This window comes from Paraburkholderia terricola, from assembly GCF_900142195.1.
GTDB lineage: Bacteria > Pseudomonadota > Gammaproteobacteria > Burkholderiales > Burkholderiaceae > Paraburkholderia > Paraburkholderia terricola.
The window spans coordinates 349,770-364,138 of sequence record NZ_FRAB01000001.1 but is presented as its reverse complement, the minus strand read 5'-3'; the positions used below and the strand labels follow the sequence as shown (position 1 = coordinate 364,138).

The 14,369-nt window shown below is 63.1% G+C and carries 15 protein-coding genes; 13 read left to right on the top strand and 2 right to left on the bottom strand.

Features of this window, described 5'->3' with window-relative positions; all coding sequences use genetic code 11:
- Positions 1-7: 7 nt before the first annotated feature.
- The 11 genes from virB5 (at position 8) to BUE39_RS01625 (ending at position 11,923) form a co-directional block, all read left to right on the top strand.
- Positions 8-703 carry a P-type DNA transfer protein VirB5 gene (gene virB5 / locus BUE39_RS01680; protein ID WP_073426952.1) on the top strand — a complete coding sequence of 232 codons (696 nt, stop codon included), beginning with the start codon at positions 8-10 and terminating at the stop codon, positions 701-703.
- Between the two features lie 198 nt (positions 704-901).
- A complete protein-coding gene (locus BUE39_RS01670) occupies positions 902-1,609 on the top strand; it encodes a VirB8 family type IV secretion system protein (protein ID WP_073426906.1) in 708 nt (235 codons plus the stop codon).
- The gene (locus BUE39_RS01665; RefSeq protein ID WP_073426905.1) at positions 1,606-2,448 is read left to right on the top strand and encodes a TrbG/VirB9 family P-type conjugative transfer protein; all 843 of its coding nucleotides are present in this window, start codon (positions 1,606-1,608) and stop codon (positions 2,446-2,448) included. Before BUE39_RS01670 ends, BUE39_RS01665 begins: the two co-directional genes overlap by 4 nt.
- Positions 2,438-3,694, top strand: a complete 1,257-nt coding sequence (gene virB10, locus BUE39_RS01660; protein ID WP_412534832.1) for a type IV secretion system protein VirB10 — start codon at positions 2,438-2,440, stop codon at positions 3,692-3,694. The genes BUE39_RS01665 and virB10 overlap by 11 nt, the downstream gene beginning before the upstream one ends.
- Entirely contained in the window at positions 3,691-4,809 is a 1,119-nt protein-coding gene (virB11, locus tag BUE39_RS01655) for a P-type DNA transfer ATPase VirB11 (protein WP_073426904.1), read from the top strand. The genes virB10 and virB11 overlap by 4 nt, the downstream gene beginning before the upstream one ends.
- 7 nt (positions 4,810-4,816) lie before the next feature.
- On the top strand, positions 4,817-5,218 hold the full coding sequence (locus tag BUE39_RS01650; RefSeq protein ID WP_073426903.1) for a hypothetical protein: 402 nt from the start codon (positions 4,817-4,819) through the stop codon (positions 5,216-5,218).
- Positions 5,215-6,951 carry a type IV secretory system conjugative DNA transfer family protein gene (locus BUE39_RS01645; protein WP_073426902.1) on the top strand — a complete coding sequence of 579 codons (1,737 nt, stop codon included), beginning with the start codon at positions 5,215-5,217 and terminating at the stop codon, positions 6,949-6,951. Before BUE39_RS01650 ends, BUE39_RS01645 begins: the two co-directional genes overlap by 4 nt.
- Positions 6,948-8,789 (top strand): PriCT-2 domain-containing protein, encoded by a 1,842-nt coding sequence (locus tag BUE39_RS01640; protein WP_073426901.1) that lies wholly within the window; start codon positions 6,948-6,950, stop codon positions 8,787-8,789. Before BUE39_RS01645 ends, BUE39_RS01640 begins: the two co-directional genes overlap by 4 nt.
- A 46-nt stretch (positions 8,790-8,835) precedes the next feature.
- On the top strand, positions 8,836-10,356 hold the full coding sequence (locus BUE39_RS01635; RefSeq protein WP_073426900.1) for an LPD7 domain-containing protein: 1,521 nt from the start codon (positions 8,836-8,838) through the stop codon (positions 10,354-10,356).
- A 14-nt stretch (positions 10,357-10,370) separates the two neighbouring features.
- A complete protein-coding gene (locus BUE39_RS01630; protein ID WP_073426899.1) occupies positions 10,371-10,907 on the top strand; it encodes a plasmid stabilization protein in 537 nt (178 codons plus the stop codon).
- A 2-nt stretch (positions 10,908-10,909) separates the two neighbouring features.
- Positions 10,910-11,923 (top strand): relaxase/mobilization nuclease domain-containing protein, encoded by a 1,014-nt coding sequence (locus tag BUE39_RS01625; protein ID WP_073426898.1) that lies wholly within the window; start codon positions 10,910-10,912, stop codon positions 11,921-11,923.
- A gap of 267 nt (positions 11,924-12,190) precedes the next feature.
- On the opposite strand, the gene BUE39_RS01620 is transcribed toward BUE39_RS01625, so the two are convergent.
- Together BUE39_RS01620 and BUE39_RS01615 are read right to left on the bottom strand one after the other, a co-directional pair.
- Positions 12,191-12,619, bottom strand: a complete 429-nt coding sequence (locus BUE39_RS01620; protein ID WP_073426897.1) for a hypothetical protein — start codon at positions 12,617-12,619, stop codon at positions 12,191-12,193.
- A gap of 212 nt (positions 12,620-12,831) precedes the next feature.
- Positions 12,832-13,332 carry a hypothetical protein gene (locus BUE39_RS01615; RefSeq protein WP_073426896.1) on the bottom strand — a complete coding sequence of 167 codons (501 nt, stop codon included), beginning with the start codon at positions 13,330-13,332 and terminating at the stop codon, positions 12,832-12,834.
- 221 nt (positions 13,333-13,553) lie between these two features.
- Between BUE39_RS01615 and BUE39_RS01610 the strand changes: the two genes are divergently transcribed.
- Together BUE39_RS01610 and BUE39_RS01605 are read left to right on the top strand one after the other, a co-directional pair.
- On the top strand, positions 13,554-13,877 hold the full coding sequence (locus BUE39_RS01610; RefSeq protein ID WP_073426895.1) for a helix-turn-helix domain-containing protein: 324 nt from the start codon (positions 13,554-13,556) through the stop codon (positions 13,875-13,877).
- 159 nt (positions 13,878-14,036) lie between these two features.
- Positions 14,037-14,321 carry an HU family DNA-binding protein gene (locus BUE39_RS01605; protein ID WP_073426894.1) on the top strand — a complete coding sequence of 95 codons (285 nt, stop codon included), beginning with the start codon at positions 14,037-14,039 and terminating at the stop codon, positions 14,319-14,321.
- Positions 14,322-14,369: the final 48 nt, after the last annotated feature.

The following is a 14,369-nucleotide window of genomic DNA, read 5'->3' as shown; positions in this document are numbered from 1 at the left end:
GGTCATCATGACAGGACGATTCAAGAGAGTGGGAACTGCAATCGTATGGCTCGCGCTGTGTTGTTCTAGCTACGCTCAGGGCATTCCGGTCTTCGATGCTCAAAACGTACTCCAGGCCATTGCAACGGTGGGACAGCTCGAGCAGGAAGTGCAGCAGGAGATCCAGATCTATCAGTCAACGGTCGGTACCCGTGGCTTCGGTGCACTGCTCAGTAACCCCGTGCTCGCGAATTCCCTGCCGTCGAATTGGCAGAGCGTTTATACGGCCGTACAGCACGGAGGTTATGCGGGGCTCACGGGTAGCGCTCAGGCCTTGCGTTCGGCAAGTGAAATCTACGACTGCCAAGATCAGGCCGGCATCGATCAGCAGGTGTGCCAGCGCGCGCTGAACAAGCCATTCCAGGACAAGGCGTTTGGTATGCAGGCGTACCAGACGGAGCTCCAGGAGCTGAACCAGATTCAGAGCCTGATGCAGCACATCGATGTTACACAGGATCCGAAAGGCATTGCGGAACTGCAGACGCGCGTCCAGACCGAGACGACAGCGGTTGGCGACGAGATGACGAAGCTGCAGCTCTTCAAGATGCTCGCCGATACGGAGGACAAGCTCCTCGCCGAGCAGCAGAGCGAACTGATACTGAGTCGGGCGGGCAATACCGCCCGATTGCAGGACCAGATGATGCCAGCTTCGTTCGGAAACTGAGGAGACGACGATGCGCGGCGTTCTCCGACTGTCGCTCCCTATTAGCTTAGCACTACTAACGGGTGCATGCCATTTCGGGCCACCGAAGCCGGTTTTGCCGGATGGTTTGCATCGCGTACTGATCAACCCTGTTTCACCTGTTCCGGCAAAGTCGGGGACGTCCGCATTGCCAGACGCACCAGTCGCGGGAGGTGGACGATGAATAGCCCTCACGACTACAGGCACGTGCTCGACGTCGAGGCGTCGCTCACGCACCTGCAGGAGCGGTCCGAACGGCGGGCGTGGCATGTCGCGTACGGTGCAGTGGGCGTAGCCGTGCTGAGCGTGGCGGCGCTTGCGGTCATGGTTCCGTTCTATCGCGTCGTTCCGCTGCCGATCGAGGTCGACCGCCTGACCGGCGAGGCGCAGGTGATCGACGTGCTGGATGCCCGGCACGTCCACACGAAGGAAATCCAGGATAAGCACTGGGTCGAGGCATACGTGCGTGAGCGGGAACGCTATGACTGGGGCCTCCTGCAGATGGATTACGACGACGTACTCGCCATGAGCGATGACGTGGTCGCGCGCGACTACCGCTCGATCTACGGCGGCCCGGACGCGCTCGACCGGCAGCTTGGACCGAACGTCGAGCGGCGAGTGCGGATTCTCTCAACCACGCTGCCACCCGACGAACCCGGTCACGCCGTCGTCCACATCGAGCGCACGATCTTCAAGAACGGCGAAGCCAATGCGCAGCCGCCCCAGCGTTTCGTGATCACGCTCGCCTACACGTATCGGCCGCAGGTCTTCACGCGTGAAAGCGTAGCGATCGCCAATCCCTTTGGGTTCAAGGTCACCGCTTACAGCTGCGATCCGGAATATACGCCGCCTGCGTCGTCGGCGTCCGCCATCGGAGTGGTGCCATGAGATACGACTGGAAAGGAGTTGCTCTGATAGCGTTTTGGCTCGGCGGTCTGCTGGCGGCGAGTCCCGTCGCGCGTGCCTATACCGTGCCGGGCTGGTCCGACGATTCTCGGGTGCGGCAGGTTGTCTATCGGCCCGATGCGGTCGTACGGATTGAAGCGCAGCGCGGCTTCGCGACGCACATTGCGCTCGATCCGCAAGAGCACATTCAGGTCGTGGCGCCGGGTGATCGCGATGGCTGGCAGGTCGTCGCGAGTAAGGGCGACCACGACGTGTACCTCAAGCCGCAACTGGCGGCGCACGACTCGAACATGGAAATCCGTACCGACAGGCGCAGCTACAGCTTCGACCTGGTGGTGCTGCCTATGAAGACCAAGTTCGGCAACGACGACGAGATGTACCGCGTGACCTTCGTCTATCCGGATCAAGCGAAGGCACTGGCACAAGCCCAAAGCGATGTTGCGCTGGTGAGTCGGCGCCTGGCGCAGCCGCCCGCCGTGCGTAACACCCGGTACTCGATGCAGGTCATGCCCCACTCGGACGACATCGCGCCGACCGCGGCGTGGGACGACGGGCGATTCACCTACATTCGCATCCCGGCCAACCGGCGCATCCCGGCGATCTTTCGCGTGGCGGACAACGGCACCGAGAGCACGGTCGACAAGCACATGGATGGCGACACGATCGTGGTTCACGAGGTGGCGAGACGCTTCGTGCTTCGTCTGGGCGAGGAGGTCGTGGGCATCTGGAACGACGCCTACGACATGGATGGTGTACCGCCACGCGACGGCACGACCGTCGACGGCGTGAGGCGTGTTTTGCGGAGTCACGATGATGAATGACCCGCTAAGCGATCGTCGGCCTCGCAATACGATCGAGCCGGATCAGCCTGTCGACCAGGCATCGCATGCGCGCGATCGCGATGCCGATGCCCCGGCTGGCGGGTTTGGGGATCGCGGCATGCCTGCGCTCGGTCAGTACCGAAGCGCGCGACCAAGGGCCTGGTGGCTGACGCCGCTCCTCGTCGTCCTCGTCGCAGGCGCTGGCGCAGTCTGGACGGTGCATACGTTGCTTGCCCGTCACGATGCGCAGGCGAAAGCGCGTCGCGACGCGATAGCGGAAGCCGTGCCGGGCGGGCGGGTATTCAAGGACATGCCGGCGTCGGCGACGAGTGCCGCTTCTGCACCGAAGGCTGCGAGTGTCGAGCCGGCAGCTTCCGCGCCTGTCGTGAGTCGAGCACCGGTGTCGGCGAGGCCGACGCCGCCTGTGCGGAGCTACTACGACGCACCGCTTCTGGTCACGGGCTCGGCGCCCGAGGCCAATAGTCGCGAGGGAGGCGGGCTGGCCACAGAAGGTATTTCGGGCGGTGTCGCCTCTGCAGCCTCGTCGGTGGGGGCGCGCCTTCTCGGTCGTGCAACCGGTGCCTCGGGGCAGAGCGGGAGCGGACCGCTTGCGCAGGCTTTGACGCCAACTGCCACGCCGCGAGTACGCGCGAGCATGCTCGGTGACCGGAGCCTGATTCTCGCTCAGGGCGCGAAGATCGACTGTGCGGGCGACACGGCGTTTGATTCGACCGAGGCGGGAATCTCCACCTGCACGGTGACGAAGAACGTCTATTCCGACGACGGGAAGGTGGTGTTGATCGAGCGCGGCTCACAGATCAACAGTGAGTATCGCTCGAACCTCGCGCCCGGGCAAAAGCGTGCCTTCATCCTCGCCGCGCGGATCAAGACGCCCGATGGAGTGACCGTCCAGCTCGATTCGCCGGCGGCCGACGCGCTTGGCCGCATGGGAATCGACGGCTACGTGGACAACCACTGGGGGCAGCGTATCGGTGCCGCGCTACTGCTCGGCATGACGCAGGACGCGATCGGGTATCTGGCCACACGCGGCGGCAATAGCAATAGCTCCGTCGTGTATCAGAACACCGAACAGCAAGGCAATGACATGGCTTCGCGCGTGCTCGACCGGACGATCAGTATCCCGCCGACGCTCACGCAAAACCAGGGCACCGAGTTCACGATCGTGGTGGCGCGGGACCTCGACTTTGGATCGGTGTATGCCCTCGAGCCGGAGGGATCGCGATGAGCCCGTGCACTGGTACTTCGAAACAGGCCGACGACAGGGCGCTCGCGCGGCTTCCCGACGACGCATCAGTGCGCGAGTTGATGCGGCCGTTTGCCCCGTTGCTCGACGATGCGGACGTCACGGAGCTCGTGATCAATCAGCCGCAGCGCGTCCTGACCGAGACACATCGTGGCTGGCGCGGTTATGACTGCCCCGAGCTCGATTACGAGCGTCTGATGTCGTTTGCGGTGGCCGTGGCCACGCTGACAAGCCAGGAGGTGTCGGCCCAGCATCCCGTGCTCTCGGCATTGCTGCCGGGGGATGCGCGCATCCAGATTGTGATGCCGCCCGTGGTCCCATCACGCACCGTTTCAATCACGATCCGGCGACCCTCTTCGCGCGAGAAGACGCTCGATGCTTACCGGGACGAAGGTCTCTTCGACGATACGGTGTGGCACCGACCGGATGGCCTCGACGCTGTACTGCCGATGCTGCCTCCCCCGGCTCGCGGGCTCGTCGATTGCCTCGAAGCGCGCGACCACGGCGCGTTTTTCGAGCAGGCGGTTGCCGGGTGTCTGAACATCGTCATCGTTGGCAACACCGGTTCCGGCAAAACCAGCTTTATGAAGACGCTGTGCCGGTCCATCGGGCAAACCGAACGGATTGTGACGATCCAGGACGTCCGGGAACTGTTTCTGCCGCACATTGAGAATTGTGTGCACCTGACGTACAGCAAGGGCGGGCACGGTCAGGCACGTGTGACACCGGCGGACCTGATCGCCAGTGCGATGCGCATGCGTCCCGACCGGGTACTGCTGGCCGAACTGCGGGGTGCCGAAGCCTACGATTTCCTGAAACTGCTAACGACCGGTCACGCGGGCTCGATCACGAGCTATCACGCGCCGAACGCCACGGTCGCGGTCGAGCGCTTTGCGCTGATGGCCAAGGAGCATCCAGAAGCCGCGGCCTATGACGATGGCGCGCTCAAGAGGCTGCTGTTCCTGACGATCGACGTGGTAGCGCACATGCAGGCCCACCCGCTCTACAACAACGTCGGCGAGCAGATCGGCAAGCGTTGGGGCATGACGGAAATCTGGTTCGATCCGGTGCGCAAGGTGCGCACGACGTTCGCGTGAGGCCGGTATGAACGCGAACGGCAAATCCTTAACAATTGTGAACGGCGCCAGCGCTGCGGCTTTTCACGTGCGGTCGGTCCTGGTTGCGTTCGCCGTGCTGGCGATTGTCACCATCGGTGTGCTCGCCTCGCTGTGGGCCGCGTCATTCTTCCTCTATGCCAGCCTGCGGATGAACCCTCTGCATGCTGGCCTGTGGGGCTGGCCGGACGTGCTACTCGCGTGGCGGCACGGTCAGATGCCGAACGCCGGACGGCGACTGGCCGGCGCGGCGCTGCTGGGCGTGCTCGCCGCGGTGGGCGGTCCCGCGACCGGCTTGTACACCCTGTGGGAAAGTACCGGGCGGCGGCGTCTATATGGCAGTGCGCGGTTTGCCAGCGAGGCGGAAATCCGTGCGGCGGGGCTGCTATGAACGCGCCACCCAACGCCAATGCACCCGCCCTGGTCGTTGGCATCTGGCGCGGGCGCTACCTGCGGTTTCACGGACAGCAGTTCGTGCTACTGGCCGCCCCCGCGCGCTCGGGCAAAGGCGTCGGTATCGTGATCCCGAATCTGCTGAGCTACCCCGATTCGGTCGTTGTGCTCGACATCAAGCGCGAAAACTATGCGCTCACCGCAGGTTTCCGGCGGGCGCACGGGCAAGACGTGTATCTGTTCGACCCGTTCGCGGAGGATGCCCGTACGCACCGGTACAACCCGCTGTCGGCAATCTCGGATGGACTCTTTCGTGTGGGTGACATCCTCGCGATCGGCTACGCGCTGTATCCGGCCGGCGGCCATGATGATTTCTGGAAGGACCAGGCGCGCAATCTGTTCCTCGGCATCGTGCTGTTGCTCTGCGAGTGGCGTGATGCGCGGCGGGCAGGTAAGGGTGCCTCGATACCGGACTATCCCGTCACGATGGGCGAGGTGCTGCGGCAGTCGTCGGGCCATGGCATGCCGGTCAAGTCGTACTTGCAACGCGCGCTCGTCCAGCATCGCGCTCTGCTAAGCGGCCCATGCGTCGATGCACTCAACCGCTTCCTGTCGAACGATGACAAGGTGCTCGCGAGCATTCTCGCGACGTTCCATGCGCCGCTCACAATCTGGGCGAATCCGATTGTCGATGCGGCGACCAGTAGCAACGACTTTGATCTGCGCGATGTGCGTCGTCGTCGCATGTCCGTCTATATCGGCATTACGCCGGACCACCTGTCCGAAGCCGCATTGGTCGTCAACCTGCTGTTTTCGCAACTCGTCAACCTGAACACGAAGCAGTTGCCAGAAGCCGATCCGACGTTGCGCTTTCAGTGCCTGCTGCTGCTCGATGAGATGACGGCCATCGGCAAGATTCACATCATCGCGCGGGCGGTCGCCTATATGGCTGGTTACAACCTGCGGCTGCTTTCCATTGTCCAGTCGATCGCGCAGTTGGAATCTGTCTACGGACGCGCCGATGCGCGCACGTTCATCACGAACCACGCGATGCAGATCCTTTACGCCCCACGTGAGCAAAAGGACGCGAACGACTACTCGGAGATGCTCGGGACGTTCACCGAGCAGTCGCGAAGCGTCAGCCGCCCCAGTTCGATGTTCGGTGGTCGCGGCGGCTCGAGCGAGAGCCTGTCCGAACAACGGCGCCCCTTGCTGTTGCCGCAGGAGTTGAAAGAACTCGGGCGCGAGAAGGAAATCATCGTCCTCGAAAACACCAAGCCGATCCTTGCGGACAAGATCCGCTACTGGCGCGATCCGGAGTTCGCCGCGCGCATAGTCGCCGCCCCGTCGGTGCCGGCCCTGAATCTCGCGCGCTTTACGGCACAGGTGGAGCGGCGTCTGCGTGAGGTTCAGCTTGAGGACGTCGATGTCGAGGGCGCAGGCGATATCCATCTGCCCACCGCGTATCTGGAAGTTCTGCAGGCGTGGGATCCCCGCGACTTGCCGCCGAGCCTCTCAGACATGAATGAGGAAGAGGTGACCACCTACGTCGAGCGGCATTTTGTGCTGCTCGGGGTGCCCGCTGAACGGGTCACGCGAGTGACGCGGCAGCTATCGGTTACGGACCTTGACGTTGCCAATTTGCGGCCTGTCCGATCGACGGAACCGAAGCGCAGATCGACAGCGCGCGGCGCGTCGAACGTTGTGCCGAGCGCGGGAGCACGGCAATGAGTCAGCCCTACGTGGACGAGACGGCGCGCGTGCGGGCTGCGCTGGCGGTGATCCCCGCCGACGACTATGGCACGTGGGTCGACATGGCCTTTGCGCTCAAGAACGGCCTGGGTAATGCCGGTTTCGAGGTCTGGGATGAGTGGAGTCGGACCGCGGCCAACTACAACGAGCGTGCGGCGCGCACGACTTGGCGCTCGGCCAAGGAAACGGGTGGCAAGACGCTCGCGTCGCTCTTCTGGCTTGCCCGGCAGCACGGTTTCGATCTGAAGCGCGCGCAATACCCGGATCAGATGGCGACCGCACTTGCGCCACGCGCCGAGGTGCGGGAGCAGCGCGCGCGTGAAGAAGCGCGACAGCGCGCCCGGTATGCAGCCGTGGCTCGCGAGGCGCAGGCGATTTGGGAATGGGCTCGACCGGTTGGTCCCGAGCATCCGTATCTCGCGCGCAAGCAGCTCGAGCCAGTGCCGACACTGCGCGAGCTCGAAGCGCCCGAATTGCGCGCGCTGCTGGGCTATGCCCCAGCGAGCGAGGACGTGCCGCTAACGGGACGCGTGCTCGTCGTGCCGTTCTGGATCGGCGAGGCGATCTCGACCCTGGAGCTCATTGACGAGAGCGGTCGCAAGTCGTCGCTCGCCGGAGGGCTCAAGCGAGGCGGCTACTGGTTTGCCGGCGAGGCCCCGAACGACGCCGAATCGGCTGCTCCGATTCTGATCGGCGAAGGGATGGCGACGGTGCTGTCTGCCCACCGCGCGACCGGCTGGGTGGCGCTAGCGAGTCTATCGAGCGGGACGCTGCCTGAGGCCGCCGCCATTTTGCGAGCGCGATTCGCCGGCACCGAACTCGTGGTGCTGGCGGACCTTGGGCCCGGCGAATCCAAGGCGCGGGAGGCTGCGCAGGCGACGTGTGCCCATCTCGCCCTACCGGTATTTGCGAAGGAGGAGCGGATCGATGACCAGGTGCCGACTGACTTCAATGACATGGCGGTGCTGTCGGGCTTCGCGAGCGTGGGCGATCGCCTTCGAGAGATTGTGTATCGGCACGAAGAGCCGTTGGCGGCAACCCCCACGCCCGCGGCGGATTGGGAAATGGGAACGGTGTCGGGCGAACAGAAGGAGGAAGTGATGAGTAACGTAAAGGAAAAGCTGCTGACCGAAGCGCAGGAGCCGACGCGGCGTCGTGGCTCGAAGCGCAGTGGGCCGGAGCAGGTAACGCCGACTGAATCGTCCGCGCCATTGGCTGCATCGGGGACGTCCGAGCCTGCTGCCGCGACGCCTGCCGATGACTCGCCCGCGGTCCCCGCGCGGCAGTTCGCACCGCCGCGTCCGCCAGTGGGCGAGCCACTGTTTGCCGTGACGGACGTGCCGAGCGACATCAGGGCGCTGGCCGAGCATCGCTTCGGCTCACCCCTGCGGATGGCGACGCCGCGCGAGAACGGCGGGCCGTATCGCGGTGAGGTCTTCAATAGCGAGCACTACCTGATCCAGGAGGTCGCGACGCGCAGCGTGGTCTTCCATCCAAAGGCGCAGATGGTGTTTATGTCCGAGCGACTGCGATGGATGGACGAGAACGCGCGGTTGAACGGCGCGGAACTACAGGTCGGATACGACGGCGACCGGCCGAAAGTTTATCCGTGGGACCGCGCGCGCGAGCTGCTTGAGCGCACGGTGGGGTCCCTCAAGAAGTCGGCGCGCGAACTGAATTTCAGCCCGAACCTCGAGGTGATGCTCGATCAGCTGCAGACGCGATCGTGGGCTCGCGTGCGTGAGGCCCGCGCGGCGGCGCTGGAGCAGTCGAAGGAGCGGGCTGCGCCGCAGGATCCGCCCGGGCCTGATCGCTAGCAGACAGCAAGTCACCAATCACGGCATATCACAACGGAGTCGCACGATGATTGAAATCTCTTCCTCTGCTGATCCGGTCATCAACGTGATCGAGCAAGATATCTTCGGCCGCCCGAGCGCTGAAGTGCAGTCGAGTGGCGAAGAGCGTAGCCACCGGCTCGACGCTGAAGCGATGGGCGCCGTGGCGGCCCGACGCCGTCGCGAATTCGATGCGGCTCGCGCACGCCTGCATGACCAAGCGATTAAGCAGGCGACCCGAGACGAAGGACGAAGGCTGGACCCCGACTCGCGCGCAGTCGTGAACGAGCCAGCGGAAATGGCCGGGACAGCACGGGTACCGCTGGAGCAGCCGCCCGAGCGTGTGCGCAAGCGTTATCTGCGCGCGAGCAACCAATATTTCTTAAAGGATGCGCCGTATCAACTGGCATTCGAGGATCTGGGTCCCTACCTAGTCACCGAGCACAATCGGCCAGACGTGGTGGAGTCGATGGTCGACATGGCGGCCGCCAAGTCGTGGCGGCGCATTCGCGTCTCGGGGCACGAAGCGTTCCGCAGTGAAGTGTGGCTTCAGGCTACGGTGCTTGGGATCGACGTGAGCGGCTATGAGCCGAAGCCAGCGGATCTCGCTCGTCTGGCCGATTCCCGGCAGGCGCGGCTGAACAATCGGATTGAGGCGGATGCATCGGTGGGCGCGGCCGGTGAGCCTGCTAAGTCGAATAAAAGCATCGCACCGGCGCCAGTGTCGACGTCGCGTGATGAGGCGCCGGCTATGGCCGTTGTCGCTTCCGACGGGTTGCGCCCGGCTGCTCCGTACCAGGACCGGGCTCGGGAGCATTCGGACGCGCGGCTGCCAGTTACGAGTGATGAACCCGAAGCTCCCCGCCGGTACGCAGGAGAGCTGCGAGAGCACGGCCACGCGCCGTATCAGAACAATCCCGCTCGAAGCGACTCGTATTACGTGGTGTTTCGCGATGCTGCGAGCACTGATCAGGTCGTTTGGGGCGTGGATCTCGAGCGCGCAGTTCAAGAGTCGCAGGCCGAGCCGGGAGACAGGGTTGTCCTGGAAAACCAGGGCCGTCGGCTGGTGACTATCAAGGCGCCGATCTTCGACGGTCTGGGCGTCATGGTTGGGGAGGAAGAGAAGGACGTATACCGGAACACCTGGCAGGTTGAACTCGTTGGCCGGCATCGGTCTGCGTCCGTATCCGAGGCACGCTCGCAACAGGCACCGCATGGCGCCGCGATACCGACCGAAGGGGTGCGTACGGATAGGCGCGAACCGCCGCGCTCGACGGTGTCGGACGAAGACAAAGTGTTGCATCTGGCCGTGCTGACCGGTGCGATGCGTGAGCAGGGATTCAGTGCACGCTCGATTTCGCGGGTGCGACAGCGTGCCGAAGCCATGCTCGATGCATTCGGCAGGGACGGGATCCCGGTACCCCGGCCGCGCGTCTTCGACCCGCAGGCGCCATCCGAACGCGAGCGCCGCGCGCGTCCAGCGCCCGAGCGCACGCGGACTCGCGAGCTTGAGCTCACGCCTGCCGAACCGTCGTTACCGGCGCGATAAATGGGCGTCTGGGAATGCGCGTCCGTGAGCGATTGTGTGTCGAGCTGGCGGCATTGCGTCCGGATTGGGAAGCCTGGTGCGCGCGTCGCGGAGTGACAACTGCTGAGGGCGTGAGGCAGTTGATCACGGCTGCGCTCGACGCTGAAGACGCCGACCGTGATGTGCCTGTCGAAACCGCGACGCGATCAACCGCTGTCGATGAGCCGCGCGCGCGTGTCGAAATCAGGCTGATCCAATCGGAACTTGAGGCGGTCGACAAGCGGGCCGTTGCGTCGGGTTTGACCTGTAACCGCTGGATCCTGGCGCTCATCCGCGCGCAGTTGACCCGCGAGCCGCAGTTGGGACAAATCGAGATGAGATTGCTGTCTGACTCGAATCGGCAACTTGCCACGGTCAGCCGCTGGCTCGCGCAGCTTGCCCGTGATGCATCGGCGGGACGCTTGCCGCCCGACAGGGAGCCAAACCTCGGGGCGGTTCGACAACTGATCGATGCACATCTGCGCGCCGTGACGGCGGTGATTCGTGCCAATCTTGATCGATGGAGCCGGTGAGAATGGCCTATCCGAAGATTTACATCGACGCCATGCTCCTGAACTGGGGCGATCGGCTGTTACAGGAACCGTTTCGACATGCCCGCGCGCCGCGGCTTTCTCGCGCCGGATTGCGCAGCGAGGCCGCACGCATGCGCGAACAGATTGCGCGAACGCTTCGGCGCACGCCTGAAGTCATGGTGAAGATCACCAACAAGGCGTCGAGTGCGCAGGGCATGGGCGCAGTGCGACGGCACCTTCGCTACATCTCGCGAAATGGGCGGGTTGAGCTCGAGGACCAGAACGGAGACAAGATCGCGGGCGCTGAGGCCGTGCGCGATCTCGCACGGACATGGCAGTTGGGTGGATGGGGGATACCCGAGACGAGTCACCGTCGTGAGGTTTTCAATATCCTACTGTCGATGCCGCCGGGTACGAACCGGCAGGCCGTGCGGGATGCTGCTCGGGATTTTGCGGCGATCGAGTTTGGCGATGGCCGTGCGTATGTCTTCGCCGCGCACGATGACGAGGCCCATCCACACGTGCATCTGAGCGTGCAGGTGAGGGGACCGGACGGGCGCCGGCTCAATCCACGCAGGCAGGATCTGCGGCGCTGGCGCGAGCGATTCGCGGAACAGCTTCGCGAGCATGGTGTCGATGCAAACGCCACGCTTCGGCGCACACGTGGCGTGACAAAAAGATACCCCGGTCAGGGCGTTACGCATATGCTCTCGCGCGGTGAAGTGCCCATGTACTGGCGCGCCGTCGCGACCGAAGAGCAGAGAGAGGCAGGATGGAAGGCACACGCTGGCGTATTTGCGGCGTGGCGGGAGGTGGCACTGTCGATGGCGGCATCCTCCGTCAAGGCAGATCGTGCATTGGCAGCGAGCATTGTAGACTTCGTGCGCGCCATGCCAGTGCAGCAGCACGCTCCCGTTCCCGAGATCCGCCCAGAAGCGGCACCGACGCGCGAAGATCGGTCAGTACCTGAACACAACAATCAACGTGGCGGCCCGGACTCCGACATCGAGCGTTGATCGAGAAAGAAGAGTGGAGTGGATAGATCAACGGGCCTCGGCGTTTAATCGATGTCAAGGCGTTGCTGCACGCGTCCGTGCATTCTTCGGCTAGGTGGCCTCTATCGCGGGGCATCTATGTGGCGCGCGGTCTTGATTGCCGTGCGACGGCGTCGCGACATGGCGGACATGGTGGCGTCTGCCGGGACCGCGGCGAGGCCGCATCTCCCGGTCCACTGTCGTGTATGCGCCCACGAGCGTTCAATGAAAACCCCCACTGCGAAGTGTTCATGGGTCGATGAGCCACGCGGGCGCACCCTTGTACGTCGCGAAGAGCAGGAAAAGCAAGGCGATGGCGAGGAGCGGTAGGCCGTAGAGCGCGACGGGGATAAACAGCACGAGCTGAAGCAACGAGCCGCCGATGCCGTACATGACGTTCGTTTCGCGGACGTTGTCGTGTATCAGTTTCACGACCGCTGCGATGCCGAGCGCCGCCAGGACAATTCCTCCGTGCGCCGGCGCATGATGTAGCGGGGCAGTCGCCCATGCGTAATATCCCCACCAAACGAGATTGATCGCGATGGCGGCGAGCCAGAAGCCGCGCATACTGAAAATGCTGTAGCCGAATCTGTGTCGGCAGTGGCGACTAAGTTGCTGGATTCCTTTGGCAACGACAAGCAGGATTCCCACGACCATGGCGAGTTTGAGCGAGGCCATGTGAGTTTCTCCTTCGAGGTGAAGCAAGACCGTGAGCAATTCCAGTAGGGAGGAAAGCGCACAGCCGCTCAATCGGTTTTGCTATCTGCTATCCAATATAGGAAGTCTAGTCACGAATGCAACGATGGTCGCAGACGTGGATCGTTGTGCCGCCGCGCGATCGATCTGGACGCATCGATTCGCCTGTTGGCGCGCCGGCCGGTATAGGGCTCCTACCAGGAGCGCAGTTGCTGCTGAGCGAGTACGACGTTGATGCACAACGCGCCGATGCTCAGCAGTTTAGCCGTGTCCCCTTGCAGCGCGCGCTCGTACAGGTTCACAAACAGTGAACAGCATTTCACGGAAAGATCCGGAAACGGCGATGCTGTTCGTACGTCGGCATGCCCCACGTTTTCCGCGCCCCTGGTTGCCGGCAGGATCGGAATGTCGATTCGCGTCACAACGTTATGCTGTCCGTGAAGAAAATCGGGATGATCCTCTCTCAGTAGGAACAGCACGGTAGCGACGAGTTCCAAGTCCTCTTCGATTCGTTCGCCATGGCGAGCCTGTGCGGCGGCAAGACCGTAGGCCGCTACCATTTCACGGCTACGCCGGTCGATCCACTGTTCAGCCTGCACCAGTTGCTCGTTGAGCGTTGAGAGCCGATTCTTTTCGAACTCGTGGACGTCAGTGAGGTGGCCGGACGGCGGTTGCTTGTCCGGTATTTTTTCCATCCAGTACCCCCTTGATGGGTCTCGGTGGGCTTTGCGGGAGATGAAGCCGGTTGAGCGACAAAGGCCGGGGCAAGCCACATTCCAAGCGCCGCCTTACAAAGGCTGCGACGAAGGTGTTCATAAATCGGACGCGTACTTGTCGGATGCTACGATAATCGTAGTATCTAGACGGGCGCTTTGCAACGATATTCGTAGCTTCGTTTGTAACGAGCTACCAGTGAATGTCTGCCGCGCCGGCTTCTGTTTTTGGAACGCGACTGAAGGAGGCTCGCCTGGAAGCCGGGCTGTCGCAAAAGCAGCTCGGGATCGAGGCGGGCCTGGATCCTTTCGTCGCAAGTACCCGCATTAACCGGTATGAACTGGGTGTTCACAAGGTGGATTACACGCTTGCGATTCGCCTCGCGACGGTGCTCCGGGTCCCGGTGGCGTTCCTCTATGCGGACGATTCCGAGCTCGCGAGCTTGATTTTGGCTTTTGGCCGGCTTTCAAAGCGGAAAAGAGCGGATCTGCTGTTGCATGCACGGAGCCTTGAGGCGGGAACGTAACCGCGCTACTTGTTGCGAGCGCCGGCGCAGACTATGGCCGCGGTGGTTGGGGCTTGTGTCGGATGCGTACTTCGGGGTAGGTTATGCGGGAGCGTCCAGTCGGTTTGGCTCGGAGCCGCCCATCGACGTCGCGATATTCGGCAAGAGGAAGGCAAACCCATGAATAAGCAGGAACTGATTGATGCGGTGGCATCGGCTACTGGCTTGAGCAAGGCAATCGCTGGGGAATCGATTGATGCTGTGATCGGAGCCATTTCGAAAGCGGTCGCCCAAGGCGATACCGTGCAACTCGTTGGCTTCGGTTCTTTCAGTCACGGCGCACGTGCGGCTCGAACTGGCCGACACCCGTCGACGGGAGAGACAATCGATATTCCCGCTGCGAAGACTGTCAAGTTTACGGCCGGCAAGGCTTTCAAGGACTTAATCAACGGGGGCGGAAAGTAGCTCGTCAACCAAAATCCTTATGAGTTTAGGCTCGGTCGCGTTATAGCT

What these genes read in the sequence shown, in the direction of transcription:
- BUE39_RS01610 (WP_073426895.1), top strand. Translation starts at nt 13,554, where the DNA reads ATGTCTGCCGCGCCGGCTTCTGTTTTTGGAACGCGACTGAAGGAGGCT.
- virB10 (WP_412534832.1), top strand. Translation starts at nt 2,438, where the DNA reads ATGATGAATGACCCGCTAAGCGATCGTCGGCCTCGCAATACGATCGAG.
- BUE39_RS01620 (WP_073426897.1), bottom strand. Translation starts at nt 12,619, where the DNA reads ATGGCCTCGCTCAAACTCGCCATGGTCGTGGGAATCCTGCTTGTCGTT.
- BUE39_RS01625 (WP_073426898.1), top strand. Translation starts at nt 10,910, where the DNA reads ATGGCCTATCCGAAGATTTACATCGACGCCATGCTCCTGAACTGGGGC.
- BUE39_RS01645 (WP_073426902.1), top strand. Translation starts at nt 5,215, where the DNA reads ATGAACGCGCCACCCAACGCCAATGCACCCGCCCTGGTCGTTGGCATC.
- BUE39_RS01635 (WP_073426900.1), top strand. Translation starts at nt 8,836, where the DNA reads ATGATTGAAATCTCTTCCTCTGCTGATCCGGTCATCAACGTGATCGAG.
- BUE39_RS01615 (WP_073426896.1), bottom strand. Translation starts at nt 13,332, where the DNA reads ATGGAAAAAATACCGGACAAGCAACCGCCGTCCGGCCACCTCACTGAC.
- virB11 (WP_073426904.1), top strand. Translation starts at nt 3,691, where the DNA reads ATGAGCCCGTGCACTGGTACTTCGAAACAGGCCGACGACAGGGCGCTC.
- BUE39_RS01640 (WP_073426901.1), top strand. Translation starts at nt 6,948, where the DNA reads ATGAGTCAGCCCTACGTGGACGAGACGGCGCGCGTGCGGGCTGCGCTG.
- BUE39_RS01670 (WP_073426906.1), top strand. Translation starts at nt 902, where the DNA reads ATGAATAGCCCTCACGACTACAGGCACGTGCTCGACGTCGAGGCGTCG.
- BUE39_RS01665 (WP_073426905.1), top strand. Translation starts at nt 1,606, where the DNA reads ATGAGATACGACTGGAAAGGAGTTGCTCTGATAGCGTTTTGGCTCGGC.
- BUE39_RS01605 (WP_073426894.1), top strand. Translation starts at nt 14,037, where the DNA reads ATGAATAAGCAGGAACTGATTGATGCGGTGGCATCGGCTACTGGCTTG.
- BUE39_RS01630 (WP_073426899.1), top strand. Translation starts at nt 10,371, where the DNA reads ATGCGCGTCCGTGAGCGATTGTGTGTCGAGCTGGCGGCATTGCGTCCG.
- BUE39_RS01650 (WP_073426903.1), top strand. Translation starts at nt 4,817, where the DNA reads ATGAACGCGAACGGCAAATCCTTAACAATTGTGAACGGCGCCAGCGCT.
- virB5 (WP_073426952.1), top strand. Translation starts at nt 8, where the DNA reads ATGACAGGACGATTCAAGAGAGTGGGAACTGCAATCGTATGGCTCGCG.